General features: G+C 71.2%; 15 protein-coding genes. 7 read left to right on the forward strand and 8 right to left on the reverse strand.

Annotated elements, in window-relative coordinates; genetic code table 11:
• Positions 1-5: 5 nt before the first annotated feature.
• A complete protein-coding gene (locus ACPWUT_RS02630) occupies positions 6-1,112 on the reverse strand; it encodes an FAD-dependent oxidoreductase (protein ID WP_425840318.1) in 1,107 nt (368 codons plus the stop codon).
• 68 nt (positions 1,113-1,180) lie between these two features.
• Between ACPWUT_RS02630 and ACPWUT_RS02635 the strand changes: the two genes are divergently transcribed.
• The 4 genes from ACPWUT_RS02635 to guaA are packed head-to-tail and all read left to right on the forward strand — an operon-like array spanning position 1,181 to position 5,289.
• Complete coding sequence (locus tag ACPWUT_RS02635; RefSeq protein WP_425842350.1) at positions 1,181-2,299, forward strand: GuaB3 family IMP dehydrogenase-related protein; 1,119 nt, start codon at positions 1,181-1,183, stop codon at positions 2,297-2,299.
• Complete coding sequence (locus tag ACPWUT_RS02640; RefSeq protein WP_425840321.1) at positions 2,299-3,180, forward strand: SURF1 family cytochrome oxidase biogenesis protein; 882 nt, start codon at positions 2,299-2,301, stop codon at positions 3,178-3,180. Before ACPWUT_RS02635 ends, ACPWUT_RS02640 begins: the two co-directional genes overlap by 1 nt.
• A gap of 10 nt (positions 3,181-3,190) precedes the next feature.
• Positions 3,191-3,709: a DUF3817 domain-containing protein gene (locus tag ACPWUT_RS02645; protein WP_284530288.1), complete on the forward strand. Its 519-nt coding sequence runs from the start codon at positions 3,191-3,193 to the stop codon at positions 3,707-3,709.
• Complete coding sequence (gene guaA / locus ACPWUT_RS02650) at positions 3,706-5,289, forward strand: glutamine-hydrolyzing GMP synthase (RefSeq protein ID WP_284530289.1); 1,584 nt, start codon at positions 3,706-3,708, stop codon at positions 5,287-5,289. The genes ACPWUT_RS02645 and guaA overlap by 4 nt, the downstream gene beginning before the upstream one ends.
• 7 nt (positions 5,290-5,296) lie before the next feature.
• On the opposite strand, the gene ligD is transcribed toward guaA, so the two are convergent.
• The 7 genes from ligD to ACPWUT_RS02685 form a co-directional block, all read right to left on the reverse strand.
• The gene (gene ligD, locus ACPWUT_RS02655; protein ID WP_425840325.1) at positions 5,297-6,526 is read right to left on the reverse strand and encodes a non-homologous end-joining DNA ligase; all 1,230 of its coding nucleotides are present in this window, start codon (positions 6,524-6,526) and stop codon (positions 5,297-5,299) included.
• 98 nt (positions 6,527-6,624) lie between these two features.
• A complete protein-coding gene (locus ACPWUT_RS02660; RefSeq protein WP_425840328.1) occupies positions 6,625-9,663 on the reverse strand; it encodes an alpha-mannosidase in 3,039 nt (1,012 codons plus the stop codon).
• A 45-nt stretch (positions 9,664-9,708) separates the two neighbouring features.
• Complete coding sequence (locus ACPWUT_RS02665) at positions 9,709-10,566, reverse strand: carbohydrate ABC transporter permease (protein WP_284530292.1); 858 nt, start codon at positions 10,564-10,566, stop codon at positions 9,709-9,711.
• A 1-nt stretch (position 10,567) separates the two neighbouring features.
• Positions 10,568-11,512, reverse strand: coding sequence for a carbohydrate ABC transporter permease (locus ACPWUT_RS02670; protein ID WP_284530294.1), 945 nt, complete (start codon positions 11,510-11,512; stop codon positions 10,568-10,570).
• 7 nt (positions 11,513-11,519) lie between these two features.
• On the reverse strand, positions 11,520-12,884 hold the full coding sequence (locus ACPWUT_RS02675) for an extracellular solute-binding protein (RefSeq protein ID WP_284530296.1): 1,365 nt from the start codon (positions 12,882-12,884) through the stop codon (positions 11,520-11,522).
• 104 nt (positions 12,885-12,988) lie between these two features.
• Positions 12,989-14,203, reverse strand: a complete 1,215-nt coding sequence (locus ACPWUT_RS02680; protein WP_425840334.1) for an ROK family transcriptional regulator — start codon at positions 14,201-14,203, stop codon at positions 12,989-12,991.
• Positions 14,204-14,317: 114 nt separating this feature from the next.
• A complete protein-coding gene (locus tag ACPWUT_RS02685) occupies positions 14,318-15,241 on the reverse strand; it encodes a Bax inhibitor-1/YccA family protein (protein WP_284530363.1) in 924 nt (307 codons plus the stop codon).
• 147 nt (positions 15,242-15,388) lie between these two features.
• Between ACPWUT_RS02685 and ACPWUT_RS02690 the strand changes: the two genes are divergently transcribed.
• The 3 genes from ACPWUT_RS02690 to ACPWUT_RS02700 all read left to right on the forward strand — a co-directional run bounded on the left by ACPWUT_RS02690 (position 15,389) and on the right by ACPWUT_RS02700 (position 18,460).
• Positions 15,389-16,387, forward strand: a complete 999-nt coding sequence (locus ACPWUT_RS02690; protein WP_425840337.1) for a glycerophosphodiester phosphodiesterase family protein — start codon at positions 15,389-15,391, stop codon at positions 16,385-16,387.
• Between the two features lie 64 nt (positions 16,388-16,451).
• Positions 16,452-17,384: an ABC transporter ATP-binding protein gene (locus ACPWUT_RS02695; protein ID WP_425840340.1), complete on the forward strand. Its 933-nt coding sequence runs from the start codon at positions 16,452-16,454 to the stop codon at positions 17,382-17,384.
• Positions 17,381-18,460 (forward strand): ABC transporter permease, encoded by a 1,080-nt coding sequence (locus ACPWUT_RS02700; protein ID WP_425840343.1) that lies wholly within the window; start codon positions 17,381-17,383, stop codon positions 18,458-18,460. The genes ACPWUT_RS02695 and ACPWUT_RS02700 overlap by 4 nt, the downstream gene beginning before the upstream one ends.
• Positions 18,461-18,521 lie beyond the last annotated feature (61 nt).

Here is an 18,521-nt window from a genome sequence, read left to right on the forward strand (position 1 = left end):
CCCGGTCAGCGCAGCCGGAACGCCGGTGCCGCGCGGGCAGCGGGATCGATGACCAGGTCGGCCAGCACCGCTCCGATGCCCGGGGCGAACTTGAAACCCTGACCGGAGAAGCCCGCTCCGAAGACGATGCCCCCGCGCCGGTCCAGGACGAAGGACTCGTCGTCGGTCGACGTGTAGGTGCAGCTGATCGGCGCCGCCGAGTGCGGGTCGAGGCCGGGAAACCACGCGCGGACGTACTCGCGCAACTCTGCCTGGCGGGTGGCGGCGAACGGTCGGGCGTCGGGATCGACCTCGTCGCCGACGCCGTGGAAGCCGACTTTCACGCCCTCGCCCGGTGTGGGCATGCCGTAGACGTTCGCCGGCCACGATCCGGGAGCGACGAAGTGGTTGAACGACGGCCACGACGACGCCCGGTCGCGGGGTGCGAAGTGGGCGGGGCTCTCCTCGGTCACGCGCAGCCGGGGGAGCGCTTCGCCGAGGATGCCACCCAGCAGCGGAGTCGTCCAGGCGCCGACTGTCACCACGGCCGCGTCCGCGACGAGGTCGCCCGCGGGGGTGCGCACCGTCACTGTGCCGTCTGCATCGGACACCGCGGAGACGGGAGTGCTCCAGCGCACCTCGCCACCACCGGCGAGGATCCGGCGCTCCAGTTCTCGCATCGCCACGGCCGCGCGGGCGACGCCGGCGTCCGGCGAGTACAGTGCGTCGCCGTCGAACCGCATGCCGGGCCAGCGGCGATGCGCCTCGCGCGGGCTCAGCATCTGGGCGGGCAGCCCGCGTTCCCGCAGTCGGTCGGCGACGGCGGTGAGTCCCACGCCGGCAGCGCTCCCCAGCGCCGTTCCCGACCCGTGCGACACCAGCCCATGCAGCCGGAGGAGGGGCTCGCCCTCGACCTCGCCGAGCGCGTCCCAGCCGTCGCGGGCGCGGACCAGCAGGTCGAGGTAGTGCTCCTCGGCGTAGGCATTGTTGAAGTTGCGCGTCGCGCCGTGGGAGGCGCCGCGGGTGTGTCCGCGGGCGAAGCGCTCCAGCACGATCGGGCGCTCGCCGCGCCGGGTCAGCTCCCAGGCGGTCGCGAGCCCCATGATTCCGCCGCCCACCACGATGATCCGCATGCGCACATCCTCTCGCGTCGGAGCCAGGCTCTCGCGCCGGGGCGGCCCGGTAGGCTGGGGGTGTGAGCATGGAGATCGAGCTCGGCCGCGCCAAGCGCGCCCGCCGCGCGTATGCGTTCGACGACATCGCCGTGGTGCCCTCCCGCCGCACGCGCAACCCGGAGGACGTCTCGACCGCGTGGTCGATCGACGCGTTCGGATTCGAGATTCCGGTCCTCGGCGCGCCCATGGACTCGGTGATGAGCCCGCAGACGGCCATCATGCTCGGGCGCCTCGGCGGGCTCGGCGTGCTCGACCTCGAGGGCCTGTGGACGCGCTACGACGAGCCCGAGCCCCTGCTGGCGGAGATCGCGTCGCTTCCTGCCGACGTGGCGACGCGCCGCATGCAGGAGCTGTACGCCGCGCCCATCAAGCCCGAGCTCATCCGCGACCGGCTCGCCGAGATCCGCGAGGGCGGCGTGACGGTCGCCGGCGCCCTCACCCCCCAGCGCACCCAGGAGCTGTACGAGACGGTCGTGGCCGCCGGCGTCGACCTGTTCGTCATCCGGGGCACGACCGTCTCCGCCGAGCATGTCTCCAGCGACGCGGCTCCCCTGAACCTCAAGAAGTTCATCTACGACCTCGATGTGCCCGTGATCGTCGGCGGCGCGTCGACCTACACGGCGGCGCTCCACCTCATGCGCACGGGCGCGGCGGGCGTGCTCGTCGGCTTCGGCGGAGGGGCGGCCTCCACCACGCGTGCGACGCTCGGGGTCCACGCGCCCATGGCGACGGCGGTCGCCGACGTCGCCGGTGCGCGACGCGACTACCTCGACGAGTCGGGCGGGCGCTACGTGCATGTCATCGCCGACGGCGGCGTGGGCACGTCGGGCGACATCGTGAAGGCGCTCGCGATGGGAGCGGACGCCGTCATGCTGGGCGTTGCACTCGCTCGGGCCATCGACGCGCCCGGCCGCGGGTACCACTGGGGTCCCGAGGCGCACCACCCCAAGCTGCCGCGCGGTCGCCGCGTCGAGGTCGGCCAGGTCGCCCCGCTCGAGGAGATCCTGTACGGCCCGGCGCCGGTCGCCGACGGCACGGCCAACCTCATCGGCGCGCTCCGCAAGTCGATGGCCACGACGGGCTACTCGGACCTCAAGGAGTTCCAGCGCGTCGAGGTCGTCGTCGCGCCGTACTCCTCCCACTGATGACCGGCGAACCCTCCACGGGCCCGGCAACCGAGGTGTTCCCGCCGACGCTGCGCGAGGTCATGCTGCGTCCCTGGTGGATCGGGATGCTCGTCTTCGCGCTCGTCGTCGCGGGCGTCTTCGCCTGGCTGGGTCAGTGGCAGCTGGGTCGTGCGATCGACACCGACCCGCCGCCGCCCGGAGCCACCGAGGCGGTGCGTCCGATCGCCGACGTCGTCGCGCCGGGGGAGTACCTCTCCGAGCCGCTCGTCGGGCAGCGGGTGGAGGTGTCCGGGCGCTGGGTGCCCGAGGACTTCCTCGTCGTGTCGTCGCGCTACAACGGCGGTGTGCAGGGCTTCTGGGTGACGGGCCAGCTCCGCGTCGACGAGGCCTCGGCAGGGGTGGAGGGTCCGACCTCCCTCGCGGTCGCGATCGGGTGGACGGCCGACCGCGCGACCGCCGACGCAGCGGCGGCCGCCCTGAGCAGCGCCGTGGCGTCGGCGGGTGAGGTCGCCGCGACTCTCCGCGGGCGGCTGGTCTCGGACGAAGGCCCCCGCCTCCCCGCAGCCGGCGCGCCGATCACCGAGATGACCACGATGTCGCCCGCCGCCCTGCTGGGATGGTGGCACGACACCGACGGCCTGTCGGTCTACCGCCCCTACCTCGTCGCAGACGTCGACGGCCTGGGCCTGCCCGCGGCGGGCCCGGAGCTGACGGCGATCGATTCGCCCGCTCCGACCGAGCTGTCGAACGTCAACTGGCTCAACATCTTCTACGCCGTCGAGTGGGCGGTGTTCGCCGGCTTCGCCTTCTACATGTGGTACCGGCTGGCCCGCGACGCGTGGGAGAAGGAGGTCGAGGCGCTCGAGGAGGCGGCCGGGGCCGCCCCGCCCGGCGACTAGACTGGGAGCCATGCCTCAGCCCAAACTCGCCACCTTTCCGGCGATCCGCGGAGCGCTGAAGTTCTACCAGGTGGCGTCGATCATCACGGGCGTCGGGCTGCTGCTGCTGGTCGCCGAGATGATCCTCAAGTACACCCCGCTGCACGTCGAGCTCTTCGCGGGCGGCTCGGGCGGCCTGCTCTGGTTCGCCCCGGCGATCCCGGGCCCCGGCTGCGAGTGGTTCTCGCTGTTCATCCCGGGCGGCAACGGCTGCGAGATGGCCTCCGCCGGCGACGGCTTCAACATCTCGCTGTTCATCCTGGTCGCGCACGGCTGGTTCTACGTCGTGTATCTGTTCTCGTGCTTCCGCATCTGGAGCCTCATGCGCTGGCCCTTCGTGCGCTTCGTGCTCCTCGCCCTCGGCGGCATCGTGCCGCTCCTCTCGTTCATCATGGAGACGCGCGTGGCCCGCGAGGTGCGGACCTATCTCGCCGACCGCGAAGCCGCCGAATCCGTCCCGTCCGTCCCCGCCTCGGAAGGCTCCCGGTGACCACACAGACCGAAACGGCCCAGCGCCCCGTCCTCGTCGTGGACTTCGGCGCGCAGTACGCGCAGCTGATCGCGCGGCGCGTCCGCGAGGCCGGCGTCTACAGCGAGATCGTCCCGCACACGGCGACCGCCGAGGACATCGCCGCCAAGGACCCCGTCGGGATCATCCTGTCCGGCGGACCGTCGTCGGTGTACGAGCCGGGAGCGCCCACGCTCGACCCGGGCGTGCTCGAGCTCGGCATCCCGACCCTCGGCATCTGCTACGGCTTCCAGGTGATGGCCCAGCAGCTGGGCGGCGAGGTCGCCAACACGGGGCTCCGCGAATACGGCGCCACGGATGCCGTCGTGGCCAACGACGGAGGCGTGCTCCTGGGCGGCCAGCCCGCGCAGCAGAACGTGTGGATGAGCCACGGCGACCAGGTGTCCGCGGCCCCCGCAGGCTTCGAGGTGCTCGCCTCGACGGCGGCGACGCCGGTGGCCGCCTTCGGCAATGCCGAGAAGTGCTTCTACGGCGTGCAGTGGCACCCCGAGGTCAAGCACTCCGACTACGGCCAGGACGTCATCGTCAACTTCCTCCACAAGGCGGCCGGCCTTCCCGCCGACTGGAACAGCGGCAACGTCATCGCCGAGCAGGTCGAGAAGATCCGCGCCCAGGTCGGCTCCGGCCGCGTGCTGTCGGCGCTGTCGGGCGGCGTCGACTCGGCCGTCTCCACCGCCCTCGTGCACGAGGCCGTCGGCGATCAGCTCATCGCCGTGTTCATCGACCACGGCCTCCTCCGCAAGGGTGAGCGCGAGCAGGTCGAGAACGACTACGTGGCCTCCACGGGCGTCCGCCTCATCACCGTCGACGCGCGCGAGACGTTCCTGACGGCGCTCGCCGGGGTGAGCGACCCCGAGCAGAAGCGCAAGATCATCGGTCGCGAGTTCATCCGCGCGTTCGAGAAGGTGCAGTCCGACCTGATCGCGGAGGCCGCGGCCGAGGGCGACCCCATCCGCTTCCTCGTGCAGGGCACGCTCTACCCCGACGTCGTCGAGTCGGGCGGCGGAACGGGGACGGCCAACATCAAGAGCCACCACAACGTGGGCGGCCTGCCGGAAGACCTCCAGTTCGAGCTCGTCGAGCCGCTGCGGACGCTTTTCAAGGACGAGGTCCGCGCCATCGGGCGCGAGCTGGGCCTTCCCGAGGTCATCGTCGCGCGCCAGCCGTTTCCGGGCCCCGGCCTCGGCATCCGGATCGTGGGTGAGGTCACCGCTGACCGCCTCGAGATCCTGCGTGACGCCGACGCCATCGCCCGCGAGGAGCTGACCAAGGCCGGCCTCGACGGCGAGATCTGGCAGTGCCCCGTCGTGCTGCTCGCCGACGTCCGTTCGGTGGGCGTGCAGGGCGACGGCCGCACCTACGGGCATCCGATCGTGCTGCGTCCGGTCTCCAGCGAGGACGCGATGACCGCCGACTGGACGCGGATCCCCTACGACGTGCTGTCGAAGATCAGCAACCGCATCACCAACGAGGTGCGCGAGGTCAACCGGGTCGTGCTCGACGTCACGAGCAAGCCCCCGGGGACCATCGAGTGGGAGTGACGGCGGGTCAGCGCCGCGACGCCCACGGATCGTAGTCGGAGAGGAGCGGTTCCTGCGGGGGCCGCTCCTCTTCGTCGATGTGCTGCAGGTTGACGCGCACGCGGTACCAGAGCGAGCTCGACCCGCGCATGCCGTCGACGAGCACATCGGCCGGGTGGAGCTGCGCGGCGACGGCGGGATGCCGTGACCGCCACTCGTCCAGCGCCGCCTCGGCCTCGGGCTTCGTCTTGGTGCGGGCGATCTCGATGAGAGGCATGACGGACGCGCGCCGGCCGTCGCCGGAGCCCGTCGCGCTCGAGCCCCGCGGCGGCTTCTCCGCCGGCCCGAGCCGCTCGGCGAGGGCGAGGAGGCCGTCGAGGGCCCCCGGCGCCTCGTCGATCCCGGCGTGGGCATCGCCCTGGTCGGCGAACCGTCGCCGCACCGTCGGCACGGTGAACTCCTCGGGGCGGATCGACCGCACCTCTTCCCACGTGAGCGGCGTCGACACCCGCGCGTCGGGGAGGGAACGCACCGAATAGGCGGAGGCGACGGTGCGATCCTTGGCGTTCTGGTTGAAGTCGACGAAGACGCTCTCGCCGCGTTCCTCCTTCCACCAGCGCGCCGTCGCCAGCCCGGGAGCGCGCTCGGCGACCTCGCGGGCGAGCGACTCGGCCGCCAGCCGCAGCTCGGGGTACGTCCAGCGAGGCGCGATCCGCACGAGGATGTGGAGTCCCCGGGATCCGCTCGTCTTCGGCCAGCCGACGAGGCCGTGGTCTTCCAGGACATCCCGCGCGACGAAGGCGGTGTCGACGATCTGACTCCAGTCGACGCCGGGCATGGGGTCGAGGTCGATGCGCAGCTCGTCGGGATGGTCGAGGTCCTCGGCGCGGACCGGATGCGGGTTGAGGTCGAGGCAGCCGAGATTGACGATCCAGGCGAGGCCGGCGGCATCCCGGATCACCGCCTCCTCCGCCGAGGTTCCCGAGGCGTAGTGGAAGGTCGCGGTGTCGATGAAATCGGGGTGGCCTTCAGGTACGCGCTTCTGGAAGAAGGGCTCGGCGGCGATGCCTTTCACGAAGCGCTTGAGCACCATCGGCCGGCCGCCGGCGCCGCGGAGGGCCCCCTCGGCGACCGCGAGGTAGTACTCGACGAGGTCGAGCTTGGTCAGCCCGGCCTCGGGGAATACCACCTTGTCGGGGCTCGAGATGCGCACCTCGTGCCCCCCGATGTCGAGGAACGTCTCTTTCCCGGCTGCCACGGGTTCACGCTAACCCCAGGGCCGCCTGCTGTCACGGGGTCGACAGGAGGGCGGCCGCATGCATGCCTCCGTGTTCCTCCCTCCCTCGTTCCGATGGTTCAGCGCGCGAAGCGCAGCGTCACGATCTGGAAGGGGCGGAGGGCGAGTGTCGCCGCAGCCGTCTCTGCGCCCGTCTCCACCGACCGCACCGCGGCCGGCGCCGTCTCGCGTTCGAGCAGATCGGTCTCGACCACACCCTGCGCACCGAACGACGCCGTGATGGTCGCGGCCGCGCGCACGCCTCGTGCCTCGTAGAGGCGGACGACCACGTCGCCGCTGCCGTCCTCGGCGAGCTTGACCGCCTCGACCACGACGCCCGGGTCATCGACGGTCACGATCGGTGCGATCTCGTGCGCGGCGCCCTCGACCGTGCGGACCGGAAGGTTGATGCGGTATCCCTCCGTGACGGCGTCCACCACGCCGGCCCCGACGACGAGACCCACTTGCAGCGCGTGCTCCCCGATGTCCTGCGTCGGGTCGGGGAAGAGCGCCGAGCGGATGAGCGAGAGTCGCACCGTGCTGATGGTCCCGCCCCCGGCCGCCCGTGCACTGCGGGTCACGTCGTGCCCGTAGGTGGAGTCGTTCACGACCGCGACGCCGAAGTCGGGCTCGGCGACCCGGATCCAGCGGTGCGCGACCGTCTCGAACCGCGCCGCATCCCACGAGGTGTTCGTGTGCGTGGCGCGCTCGATGTGCCCGAACTGGATCTCGGAGGTCGCCGAGTCGGTGTGCACGTCGATCGGGAAGGCGAGCTTCAGAAGCTTCTGGGTCTCCTGCCAGTCGATGTCGAAGCCGAACGAGACCACGCGAGCGCCCGCGTCGAGCGAGATCCGCTGCACGATGCGCGAGCGGCCGAAGCGGCGTTCCACGACGATCGCGTCGCCGTCGGCGCGCACGTCGACCGCGTCGGTCAGGTCGGTCACCGTGTTGCGATAGTGCACGTCGACGTCCCACGCGTCCCACTGAGTCGGGGTGTCGCGGTGCAGCTGGAGGAGTCCCGCGGGGGTTCCCGGCGCGACCGCGTCACGTCCCGAGGCGAGGTCCACGGCGGACGTCACGAGCCCCCGGGCGTCGACGCGCACGCGCACCACGCCGTTGTCGAGGATCCATCCGTCGCCGTCGGGCTGCGGCGCCGTCCGCGCGGCGCCCGGAGCGGCCGCGGCGCCCAGGGCGGGCACTCCGCTGCGGTCGTGCGGGGCGGCGTTGACCTGCAGCGTTCGCTCGCCGGTGCCGGCGAGGGCGCGCAGGCTCGTCGCGATGATGTCCTCGAGCTCGCGCGCCACCGCCGCGTAGTTGCGCTCGGCGTCCTGGAAGACCCACGCGATCGAGGACCCGGGCAGGATGTCGTGGAACTGCTGCAGCAGCACCGTCTCCCACGCCCGGGCGATCCGCTCGGCGGGATACTCCGCGCCGGTCCGCACGGTCGCCGCCGTCGCCCACAGCTCGGCTTCGCGCAGCAGGTGCTCGCTGCGGCGGTTGCCCTGCTTGGTGGCGAGCTGGCTCGTGTAGGTGCCGCGGTGGAACTCGAGGTAGAGCTCCCCGACCCACACCTCAGGGTCCGGGTACTCCGCCTCGGCCGTCTCGAAGAAGGTGCGGGGCGTGCTGTGCGCGACGCGCGGCGATCCCTCGAGGGATGCCGTCCGCGCGATCGCCTGGGTCATCTCGCGCGTCGGTCCGCCGCCGCCGTCGCCGAAGCCGTAGGGGAGGAGCGACACGGTGCCGCGGCCCTTGTCGGCGTAGTTGCGCTCGGCGTGGGCGAGCTCGGCCGCCGAGATGACGGAGTTGTACGTGTCGACCGGCGGGAAGTGCGTGAACAGGCGCGTGCCGTCGATGCCCTCCCAGCGGAAGGTGTGGTGGGGCATGCGGTTCGTCTCGTTCCACGACGTCTTCTGCGTGAGGAACCAGCGTGCGCCGGCTGCCCGCGCGATCTGCGGCAGCGCTCCGCTGTAGCCGAACGAGTCCGGCAGCCACACCTCGGGGGTGTCGAGGTCGAACTCGCGCAGGAAGAATCCCTTGCCTGCGACGAACTGGCGGGCCATCGCCTCACTGCCGGGCATGTTCGTGTCGGACTCGACCCACATGCTGCCGACGGGCACGAAGCGTCCCTCGGCGACCCGCTGCCGGATCCTCTCGAAGAGGTCGGGGTAGTACTCCTTCATCCACTTGTACTGCTGCGCGGAGGACGCGGCGAAGACGAACTCCGGATCCTCGTCCATGAGCGACAGGACGTTCGAGAAGGTGCGCGCCACCTTCCGCACGGTCTCGCGCACCGGCCACAGCCACGCCGAGTCGATGTGCGCGTGACCCACGGCGTGCAGCGTGTGGGCGCTCGCCGCCGCGGGGCTGGCGAGCAGCGGCGCCAGCACGGCGCGCCCGGCGCGCGCGGTGCCGGCGACGTCGTGGGGGTCGACGGTGTCGATCATCCGCTCAAGGGCGAGCAGGATGTCGGCGCGGCGAGGCGAGCCCGCGTCGAGCTGTCCGGCCAGGCCCCGCAGCGCGCGGGTGTCGGCCAGCAGGGCTGCCACCTCGAGGTCGCGCAGGCGCACCTCCACGTGACGGAGCGTATAGATGGGGTCGGTGCCCGCGGTCGACGGGTCGCCCACGGGCGTGGGATCGAACGTGAAGAGGCTGCCGACGTCGGGGTTGGAGGCGCCCTCGATGTACACGTCGATCGATCCGTCGGCGGCGACGGCCTCGGCGACCGCGTTGTTCAGCGGTGCGATGCCGCGCACCGGGTGGCCGGCGGTGTCCCAGACCATCGCCTCGCACTGGAAGCCGGGCTGTCCGGTCGTGTACCCGAGGTCGACGACCACTTCCGCCCGCGTGCGGGCCGGGAGGTCCCCCGACTCCTCGCGCCACGCCTCGGGCACGGCCCCGCGCACACGGAACCAGGTGGTCCCCCACGGGCGGCCCCAGCGGTCACCCGCGGCGATCGGGCGGTACTCGCCCGCGGCCGCCTCGTCGAACGTCACCGGCTCGCCGGGGGCGTTCCAGTGCTCGAGGACGAGCGGCTCGGCGGCCCGGTGGATGCTGCTCTCGAGACGCTCGCGGACGAACCGGTCGATGCGGAGCGCGGCGAGGGCGGAGCGGTCGTGCATGGGTACTGCCTTTCAGGTGGCGGGATGTGGTGCGGCGCCGGGCGCTCAGCCCTTGACCGATCCGGCCAGCGCGAACGCGCCGCCGGAGAGTCGCTGCACCAGGACGTAGAGGAGGACCATCGGCGTCGCGTAGAGCACCGAGTACGCGGCCAGCTGGCCGTAGGCGATCGAGCCGTACTGTCCGAAGAAGTTGAAGATCGACACGGCGGCGGGGAACTTGTCGGCCGAGAAGAGCAGCACGAACGGGACGAAGAAGTTCCCCCACGCCATCGTGAACACGAAGATGAACACGACGCCGAGGCCCGGTCGCATGAGCGGCAGCACGACGCGGGCGAGGGCCTGCATCGAGCCGGCGCCGTCGACCCAGGCAGCCTCCTCGAGGGAGATCGGCACCGAGTCCATGAAGTTCTTCAGCATCCAGATCGCCATCGGCAGCGACGTCGCGGCCATGAACAGGATGACGCCCCAGACGGAGTCCAGGAGCTTCAGCGTCACGAACAGCGAATAGACCGGCACCATCATCGCGGTGATGGGCAGGCCGGTGCCGAAGAGGATCGCGTACATGAACGACCGCTGGAAGCGCATGCGGTACCGCGACAGCGGGTAGGCGGCGAGCACCCCGGCGATGACTGTGATGACGGCGGTGCCAAGCGAGATGGCGATGGAGTTCAGCAGCGGCTGCCACGTGAGCTCCCACGTCATGACCTGCGTGTAGTTGTCGAGCGTCCAGTTCTCGGGCAGCGACATCGACACCGTCGCGTTCTCGTTGACCGAGGCGAAGACGATCCACAGCAGGGGGACGAGGAACAGCACGCCGATCACCGCGAGGATCACCGAGGCGAGCAGGGTCTGCGTGCGCTTGCGGGGCGCGGCGACGCTGACGGGCGAGGAACGGCGGGCCATGTCAGTCCACCTCCGGCTTCAGGATCTTGATGTACACGATCGAGAACACGGCGCCGATCAGCAGGGTGACGGTGGCGATGGCGGTGCCGTAGCCGACCTGCGCGAACTTGAAGGCCTCCTGGAAGGCGAGCACCGGCAGGGTCGAGGACTGCGTGCCCGGACCGCCGCCGGTCATCACCCAGATGAGCGTGAAGACGCCCAGGGTCTGCAGTGTCGTCAGCAGCAGGTTGGTGGAGATGGAGCGCCGGATCACCGGCAGCGTCACCCGCGTGAAGCGCTGCCACGCGCCCGCGCCGTCGATGGTGGCCGCCTCGGTGAGCTCGGGCGGTACCTCTGCCAGGGCGGCGTTGTAGACCATCATCGAGAACGCGGTGCCGCGCCAGATGTTCGCGACGATCACCGACAGCATCGGCAGGTAGTAGAGCCAGCTGGTCCCTTCGAGACCGAACCAGCCGAGGATGAGGTTGAGCGTGCCGTCCTTCGAGAAGAACGCGTAGAGCGCGAAGGCGGCGACGATCTCGGGCAGCACCCACGCGAGGACGACGAGGCCGCCCACGAGAGAGCGCAGCGGCTTGACCGCGCTGCGCAGGAGCACCGCGAGCAGCATCCCGAGCACGTTCTGGCCGATGACGGCCGACGCGAGGATGAACACCACGGTCAGCCAGAGCGAGTTCCAGAAGTCGGGCGAGGCGAACAGCGCCGCGTAGTTGTCGAGTCCGATGAACTCGGGGTTGGCCGCGCGCGGGCCGGTCATGGCGCGGTCGGTGAGCGACCCGTACAGCGAGTAGACGATCGGGCCGAGCATGAACGCGGCCAGCAGCAGGATCGCGGGCAGGAGCGGAAGGGCGCGGGCGAGGGCGCGGATGAGCGCACGGTCGGTGGCGCGTGGCCGGGGGGAGGACCCCCGGCCACGGCCGACCGTGCCGCGCGAGGCGACGGCGGTCATGGGCGGATCAGCCGGCCTGCGTGTTCTCCTCGCCGACGATGCCGACGAGAGCGGAGTCGTACTGGGCCTGGGCGTCCTCGGGCGTGGCCTGCCCGGTGAAGACCGCCTCGGTCGCGACGGGGATGTTCGACGAGATCTGCGAGTAGTCGGGCGTGGCCGGACGGAAGTGCGTGTACGGCACGAGCGAGGAGAAGAACTCGAACGACGGGTTGAAGTCGAGGTACTCCTGGCTCGACGCGACGTCCGAGCGCACCGCGATCTGACCCGCCTCCTGGTGGTACATGAGCGCGTTTTCGGGCGTCAGCGCCTGGGCGATGAAGTCGAAGGCGGCCTGCGGGTCGGAGGCGTTCGCGCCCATCGCGAGCGTCCAGCCGCCCGACATCGAGGTGAATCCTCCGGCGTCCTTCGTCGGCATCGCCGCGAAGCCCATCGTCTCCTGCCACTCGGGCCACTCGTTGTCGCCCGAGATCCAGTTGCTCGGCAGCCACGACCCGTCGAGGGCGATCGCGAGCTTGCCCTGCGGGAGGAGCTCGGTGCTCACCTTCGAGCCCCAGCCGGCGTCGAGCGCCTCGGCAGGATCGGGGCCGAGGCCCTCCTCGGCGAGCGTCTGGTACAGGCCGAGCGCGTCGCGGAACCCCTGGGACCCCGTCACCCACTTGTTGGTGTCGGTGTCCATGAGCTCGTCGCCCGTGCCGTAGAGGAGCATCTCGAAGCCCTGCATCGACGTCGCCTCACCGAGCGACTTGGAGGCGTAGACGTTGAACGGGATGACGTCGGGGTTGCTCGCCTTGATGGTGCGGGCGGCCTCGAGGATGTCGTCCCAGCTGGTGGGTGCCCAGTCTGTCGGAAGGCCCGCCGCCTCGAAGATGTCCTTATTGAAGTACAGGCCGCGCGTGTCGGTGCCGAGCGAGATGCCGTAGGTCTTGCCGTCGTCGCCGAGGCCGGCCTGCTTTGCGCCGTCGTCGTAGAGGCTCCAGCCGTCCCAGTCGGCGATGAAGTCGTCGATCGGCTGCAGGTAGCCGGCGGCCGCGTCGGAGCGGATCTGGAACGTGTCCTCGTAGATCACGTCGGGGGCGGTGTCGGGGGAGCCGTTCATCAGCGCGAGCTTGGTGAAGTACTGGTCCTGCTCGGCCTCGATCGGAACGAGCTCGACGGTCTTGCCCTCGTTGGCAGCCTCGTACTCGTCCTTGGCCTTCTTCATGAGCTCGTCCATCGCGGTGAACGAGGCGGTCTTCTGGTAGGCGACGCGGATCGTGTCGTCGTCCGCAGCATCTCCGCCCCCGCCCGCGCAGCCGGCGAGGCCGACCGTGAGCGCGGCGACGCCGATGAGGCCCACGGCGCTGAGTGATCGGGACGTGAGTGATCTCTTCATTCGAAGCTCCTTTGCTGTTCGATGCGCGCGGTGCGCCGCGCCCTCCTTTTTCTAAACCAAATGGATTAAAAGATCAAGAGGACCGCGGGGAATCGCGCAGGCGATCAGCGCGGGGTGATCATGAGCCCCGCGGGACGGGCGGTGAAGGCGCCGTCCAGGACGAGGCAGGCGGCGCCCAGTGCCGCGATGTCGGTGCTCAGCTGCGTGCCGACGAGCGTGATGGCCCGCGTCGTGGTGATCTCGGTGCTCTCGGCGAGGGCGCGCCGGAGGTGCGGCTCGATGGCGGCGGCGATGCGGCTCCACATCGCCCCGCCGATGACGACCACATCGGCGTCCATGAGGTTGTTGATGATCACCATCGCCCGCGCGAGCGACTGCGCAGTGCGCTCGAACACGCGCGACACCGCCGCGTCGCCGTCCACCGCCCGCTGAGCGAGGTCGCCCAGCATCGACCGCAGCTGCGCCGGCGAGGCGACCACATCCGCACCGACGCCCTCCGCGATCAGGCGTTCGGGCGCCACGGCCACGCCCAGGCAGCCGCGCTGCCCGCAGTGGCAGAGCGGGCCGTCGGCCTCGACCACGATGTGCGCGACGTCGCCGGCGTTGCCGGTGCGGCCTCGCACGGGCGTCGCGTCCACGGCGAGCCCGACGCCCACGCCGGCGCCGTAGTAGAAGAACATCGCCTCGCTCAGCTGCTGGTCGGCATCCACCCACAGCTCGCCGACCATCGCCGCCACGACGTCCTTCTCGACCATGACCGGCAGGCCGGTGGCGTCACGCAGGTCGTCGCGCAGGGTGACGTTGTGCCAGGCCGGGAGCAGCGGGGGCTCGAGGAGCGCGCCGCGCGCGACGTCGATGGGGCCCGGGGCGGCCACGCCGATCCCCAGTACCCGGTCGCGATGGACCCCCGCGCCGTCGAGCAGCGAGTTGGCGTGGCGGGCGAGGGTGGCCAGGAGGTGCTGCGGCCCGTCGGTGTGGCGGGGTGCGTGCTCGGCATGGGCGAGGACCGTGCCCCGCATGTCGACGAGCACGAAGGTGTCCACGGCCGGGTCGAGATGGATGCCGACGGCGTAGCGCGCCTGCGGATTCAACTGCAGCGGCGTGCGCGGCTTGCCCTTGCCCGCGACGATCGGGGGACCCTCGACGACCATGCCCTCGTCGACGAGCTTGCGGGCGACGTTGCTCAGGGTCTGCGCGGACAGGCCGGTGCGCTCGGCGAGCTCGCTGCGGCTCACCCCCGCAGCGGATCGGCGGATGAGATCGAGCACGAGCGTCTGGTTGTACGTACCCACCGCAGGCAGGTTGGAACCGCGTCTCATGGTGATCCCGACCGTACGCCACATCGGCGTCGGGGGTGAACTCGCCGCCGCGCTCACGTACGACGACGGGCCGCCCGGAGTACCGGACGGCCCGTCGTCGACGGATCGATCGCGTCAGTTGCTGCCGCGGATGATCGCGATGATGCGCAGGATCTCGATGTAGAGCCAGACGACCGTGACCATGATGCCGAAGCCGCCGAGCCATCCGAACTCACGCGGGGCGCCGTTGCGGACGCCCTGCTGGATGAGGTCGAAGTCCTGCACCAGCGAGTACGACGCCAGCAGCACCACGAAGACGCCGATGATGACGCCCCACGGGATGCCGAACAGCGGGCTCGGCTCGCTGTAGAGGCCGAACATGCCCTGCGTGACGCCGGTCCACATCAGCACGAGGTTGAGGAGGCCGAAGACGGCGTAGCCGATGATCGCGACGAGGAAGATCTTGTTCGCCCGGGCCGAGGCGCGCACCTTGCCGCTGGCGAAGAGGGCGAGCACCACGCCGACGACCGCGAGGGTCGCCAGGGCGGCCTGGATGACGATTCCGGGCCACAGCAGCTCGAAGTACGCGGAGATGCCGCCGACGAAGAGGCCCTCGAAGGCCGCGTAGGCGAAGATCAGCGCGGGGCGGACCTTCTTGCGCGAGGTGAACGAGACGACCATGGCCAGCACGAAGCCGCCCAGCATGCCGATGATCCACGGCATGATCGTGACCTGCTCGGCGCTGACGATCTGGTCGGGGCTGAAGGCGCCGCCCAGGGTCCACACCCAGCCGACGACGGCGGTGACCAGCAGGACGGCGAACAGGCCGAGCGTCTTGGCGACGGTGTCCTCGACGGTCATGCGGCCGGTCTGGATGGAGCCCGCCGGGGGAGCGGCGAACGCGCCCTCGAGCTGGGCGTTGGCAGCGGCGTCGACGCCCTGGTGTGCGGCCGACGCGTACTGGGTCTGCGCGCCCGCCTGCGTGGCGGACGGAGGCGTGAGCCCCGGGCGCTGCTCTTGGAACGCCGGGTTGTTGAATGCGAAGTTGCCGGAGGCCATGGTCTCTCTCACTCCAGAGTCGGTACACAGCGCGGTGCTGTGCAATCCAGCGTATCGGACCTGATTTCCGGCGTCTCGGGAGTGGCGCTGTGAGTGCCCTATGAACGGCTCGCCCTGAGCGAACACGACGGCCTCTAGCCTGGACCGGTGACCCGTCCCTCCCGTCCGCTCGTCATCGGCCACCGCGGCGCGCCGGGCCTGCGCCCCGAGCACACCCGGTCGTCGTACGAGCTCGCCGTGGCGCTCGGCGTCGACGCCGTGGAACCCGACGTGGTGTTCACGAAGGACGGCGTGGCCGTCGTCCGTCACGAGAACGAGATCGGCGGCACGACGGATGTCGCCGCCCGCCCGCGCTTCGCCGACCGGCGCACGACGCGGATCGTCGACGGGGTGCCGCTCGAGGGCTGGTTCACCGAGGACTTCACCTGGGACGAGCTGTCGACCCTCCGCTGCCGCGAGCGCCTGCCGGAGCTGCGGCCGGAGAGCGCGGCCTTCGACGGACAGGAGCCGCCCCTGCGGCTGCGTGAGCTCCTCGACCTCGTGCGCGCGGCGTCGCGCGAGGTCGGCGTCGTGCTCGAGGTGAAGCACGCCACGCACTTCGGGGCGCTCGGCCACGACGTGGCGGGTCTGCTGCACGCCGAGCTCGAGGCCGCCGGCTGGGCGCACGGGGAGGGAACGCTCATCGTCGAGTCGTTCGAGCCGACGATCCTCTCGCAGCTGCGGGGCCGGGGCGTCCGGGCCCAGTACGTCTTCCTCTTCGAGGCGGACGGCCGTCCGTACGACCTCGTCGCCGCCGACGGCGAGGAGGCGCCGACGTACCGCGCGCTCTCGTCGCCGGTGGGGCTCGACGGGCTGGTCGGCGCGGTCGACGGGATCAGCGTCGACAAGCTGATGCTCGTCGGCCCGCAGGGCGCCGCGCTCCCGGGCCTGGTCGCCGACGCGCACGAGCGGGGCCTGCGGGTCTTCACCTGGACCTGCCGTCCCGAGAACCTCTTCCTCGAACCGCGGCACCGGCTCGGCACGGATCCCGCCGCTTTCGGCGACTACGCGGCCGAGTGGCGGGAGATCGCCGCGACCGGCGTCGACGGCGTCTTCGTCGACCACCCCGATCTCGCAGTCGCGGTCTTCGGCGGACGCGAAGACTGAGCGGATGCCGGGACTGCGTGCGCCGCGTTGGCGCCCGTCCGCAGCCAGCCCCTAGGGTGAGCGCATGACCACCCCCGGCATCGTCGCCCACGGCGTCCGGCGCTCCTTCGGGAACGTCCACGCCGTCCGCGACGTCTCGCTCGACGCACGTGAGGGGGCCGTCACCGGTCTCGTCGGACCGAACGGCTCGGGCAAGACCACGCTCCTCCTCATGCTCGCCTCGCTCCTGACCCCCGATGCCGGCGACATCCGGATCGCGGGTGTCGACCCGGTGTCCGACCCCGCGGCCGCGCGCGCCCTGCTGGGGTGGATGCCCGACTCCCTCGGTGCGTGGCCCTCGCTCACCGCGCGGGAGACCATCGTCACCACCGGGAGGCTGTACGACCTCGACCGGCGGGTCGCCGAGGAGCGCGCCACCACGCTGCTGGCCGAGGTCGGTCTGGTCGAGCTCGCCGACGCCCCCGCGAAGGTGCTCTCCCGCGGGCAGAAGCAGCGCCTGGGGCTGGCCCGTGCGCTCGTGCACGACCCGCGCGTGCTGCTGCTGGACGAGCCGGCGTCGGGCCTGGACCCGCAGGCGCGGATCGACCTCCGGCGCCTGCTGCGACGCCTCGCCGCCGACGGCAGGACGATCCTGATCTCGAGCCACATCCTCTCCGAGCTCGAAGAGGTCGTCGACGACGCGGTGTTCCTCGTGCAGGGCGCGACCGTCAGCTCCGAGCGGGTGGCGGAGGCCGCCACCCGCACCCGCACGTGGCGGATCAGGCTGGCCGACCGGGACGCCACGGCGGCCGTGCTGCCCGTCGCCCAGACGCTCGGAATCGACGCCGCGCTGGTCCCGGTCGACCGGCGCGACATCCTCATCGGGTTCGCCTCGGACGCCGACGCCGCCTCCGGGCTCGCCGCCCTCATCGGGGCGGGGCTCCCGGTGGCGGAGTTCTCCGCCGCCACCGGCATGCTCGAACACACCTTCCTCGACCTCGAAGGGGGTGCGCGATGAGCCTCGGCCGTCTCTGGACGATCGCCCGGCTGGAGCTGCTCCAGCGGGTGCGCACCGTGTCGTGGTACGTCCTGCTGGGCGTGTTCGCCCTTCTGCTCGTCGGGGCGACGTTCCTCGCGTTCCTCTCGTTCGGCGGCCAGGAGCAGACCGGTCCCGGCGTCTACTCGACGGTCGTGTACATCACGCTCCTGCTCGCGATCCTCGTGTCACCGACGCTCAGCGGGAACAGCATCAACGGCGACCGGGACGCCGCCACGCTGGCGCCGGTGCAGGTGACCCTGGCGACCACCGGCGAGATCCTGCTCGGCAAGTTCGTGGCCTCCTGGATCACCGGACTGGCCTTCGCCGTCGTCGCGGCGCCGTTCCTCGTGATCGCGACCCTCGCCGGCGGTGTGCACCCCGCCACCGTGGCGGTGTCGCTCGTCGTCCTCGTCGTCGAGATCGGCGTCATCGCCGCGATCGGCGTGGCGCTCAGCGGCATCCTCGCGCGGCCGCTGTTCTCCGTGGCCACGACCTATCTCGTCGTCGCGGCGCTGGCCATCGGCACCGTGATCGGCTTCGGGCTGGTCGGATCGAGCATGGTGACGGAGGTCACCGTCTCGGAGCGCTCGGCCGTCTACGACGAGAACGGGCCGGTCTGCAAGGACGGCTCCACGGAGTGCTGGGACGACCCCGAGAACATCGTCTGCGAGGACTGGACGACCTACACGCAGCCCGTGATGCGCTTCGATCGCGTGTGGTGGATGCTGGCGGCCAACCCGTTCGTCATCCTCGCCGACGCGACGCCGACGCAGCTCGACCGCGACGGCAACCCCGAGGACGTGTTCGGCTACCTGAAGATCGGCGTCCGGCAGACGCAGATCCCGCCGGACACCGAGTCGGTGGGATGGGACGAGTGCTCGCCGATGGAGGCGGGCGACTACCGCACCCCGCAGGAGATCCTCGATCAGACGGTGCCGAGCTGGTTCGTCGGCCTCGGCGTCCAGCTGCTGCTCGCCGTCGGCCTGCTCGGATGGGCGTTCGCGCGCACGCGGACGCCCGCCCGCGCACTCCCGCCGGGCACGCGCATCGCGTGAGGACGCTTCCGATCGGCTCTCCCGGATGAGAGTCCTCTCATACCGGTTCCGTCGGCGTACG

Origin of the sequence: Microbacterium sp. PA5 (assembly GCF_049860775.1) — a bacterium.
Taxonomy (GTDB): Bacteria; Actinomycetota; Actinomycetes; order Actinomycetales; family Microbacteriaceae; genus Microbacterium.

Coding starts and splice junctions, on each gene's coding strand:
- ACPWUT_RS02665 (WP_284530292.1), bottom strand. CDS start 10,566: ATGGCCCGCCGTTCCTCGCCCGTCAGCGTCGCCGCGCCCCGCAAGCGC.
- ACPWUT_RS02640 (WP_425840321.1), top strand. CDS start 2,299: ATGACCGGCGAACCCTCCACGGGCCCGGCAACCGAGGTGTTCCCGCCG.
- ACPWUT_RS02645 (WP_284530288.1), top strand. CDS start 3,191: ATGCCTCAGCCCAAACTCGCCACCTTTCCGGCGATCCGCGGAGCGCTG.
- ACPWUT_RS02700 (WP_425840343.1), top strand. CDS start 17,381: ATGAGCCTCGGCCGTCTCTGGACGATCGCCCGGCTGGAGCTGCTCCAG.
- ACPWUT_RS02695 (WP_425840340.1), top strand. CDS start 16,452: ATGACCACCCCCGGCATCGTCGCCCACGGCGTCCGGCGCTCCTTCGGG.
- ACPWUT_RS02670 (WP_284530294.1), bottom strand. CDS start 11,512: ATGACCGCCGTCGCCTCGCGCGGCACGGTCGGCCGTGGCCGGGGGTCC.
- ACPWUT_RS02630 (WP_425840318.1), bottom strand. CDS start 1,112: ATGCGGATCATCGTGGTGGGCGGCGGAATCATGGGGCTCGCGACCGCC.
- ACPWUT_RS02635 (WP_425842350.1), top strand. CDS start 1,181: ATGGAGATCGAGCTCGGCCGCGCCAAGCGCGCCCGCCGCGCGTATGCG.
- ACPWUT_RS02680 (WP_425840334.1), bottom strand. CDS start 14,203: ATGAGACGCGGTTCCAACCTGCCTGCGGTGGGTACGTACAACCAGACG.
- ACPWUT_RS02685 (WP_284530363.1), bottom strand. CDS start 15,241: ATGGCCTCCGGCAACTTCGCATTCAACAACCCGGCGTTCCAAGAGCAG.
- ACPWUT_RS02660 (WP_425840328.1), bottom strand. CDS start 9,663: ATGCACGACCGCTCCGCCCTCGCCGCGCTCCGCATCGACCGGTTCGTC.
- ACPWUT_RS02675 (WP_284530296.1), bottom strand. CDS start 12,884: ATGAAGAGATCACTCACGTCCCGATCACTCAGCGCCGTGGGCCTCATC.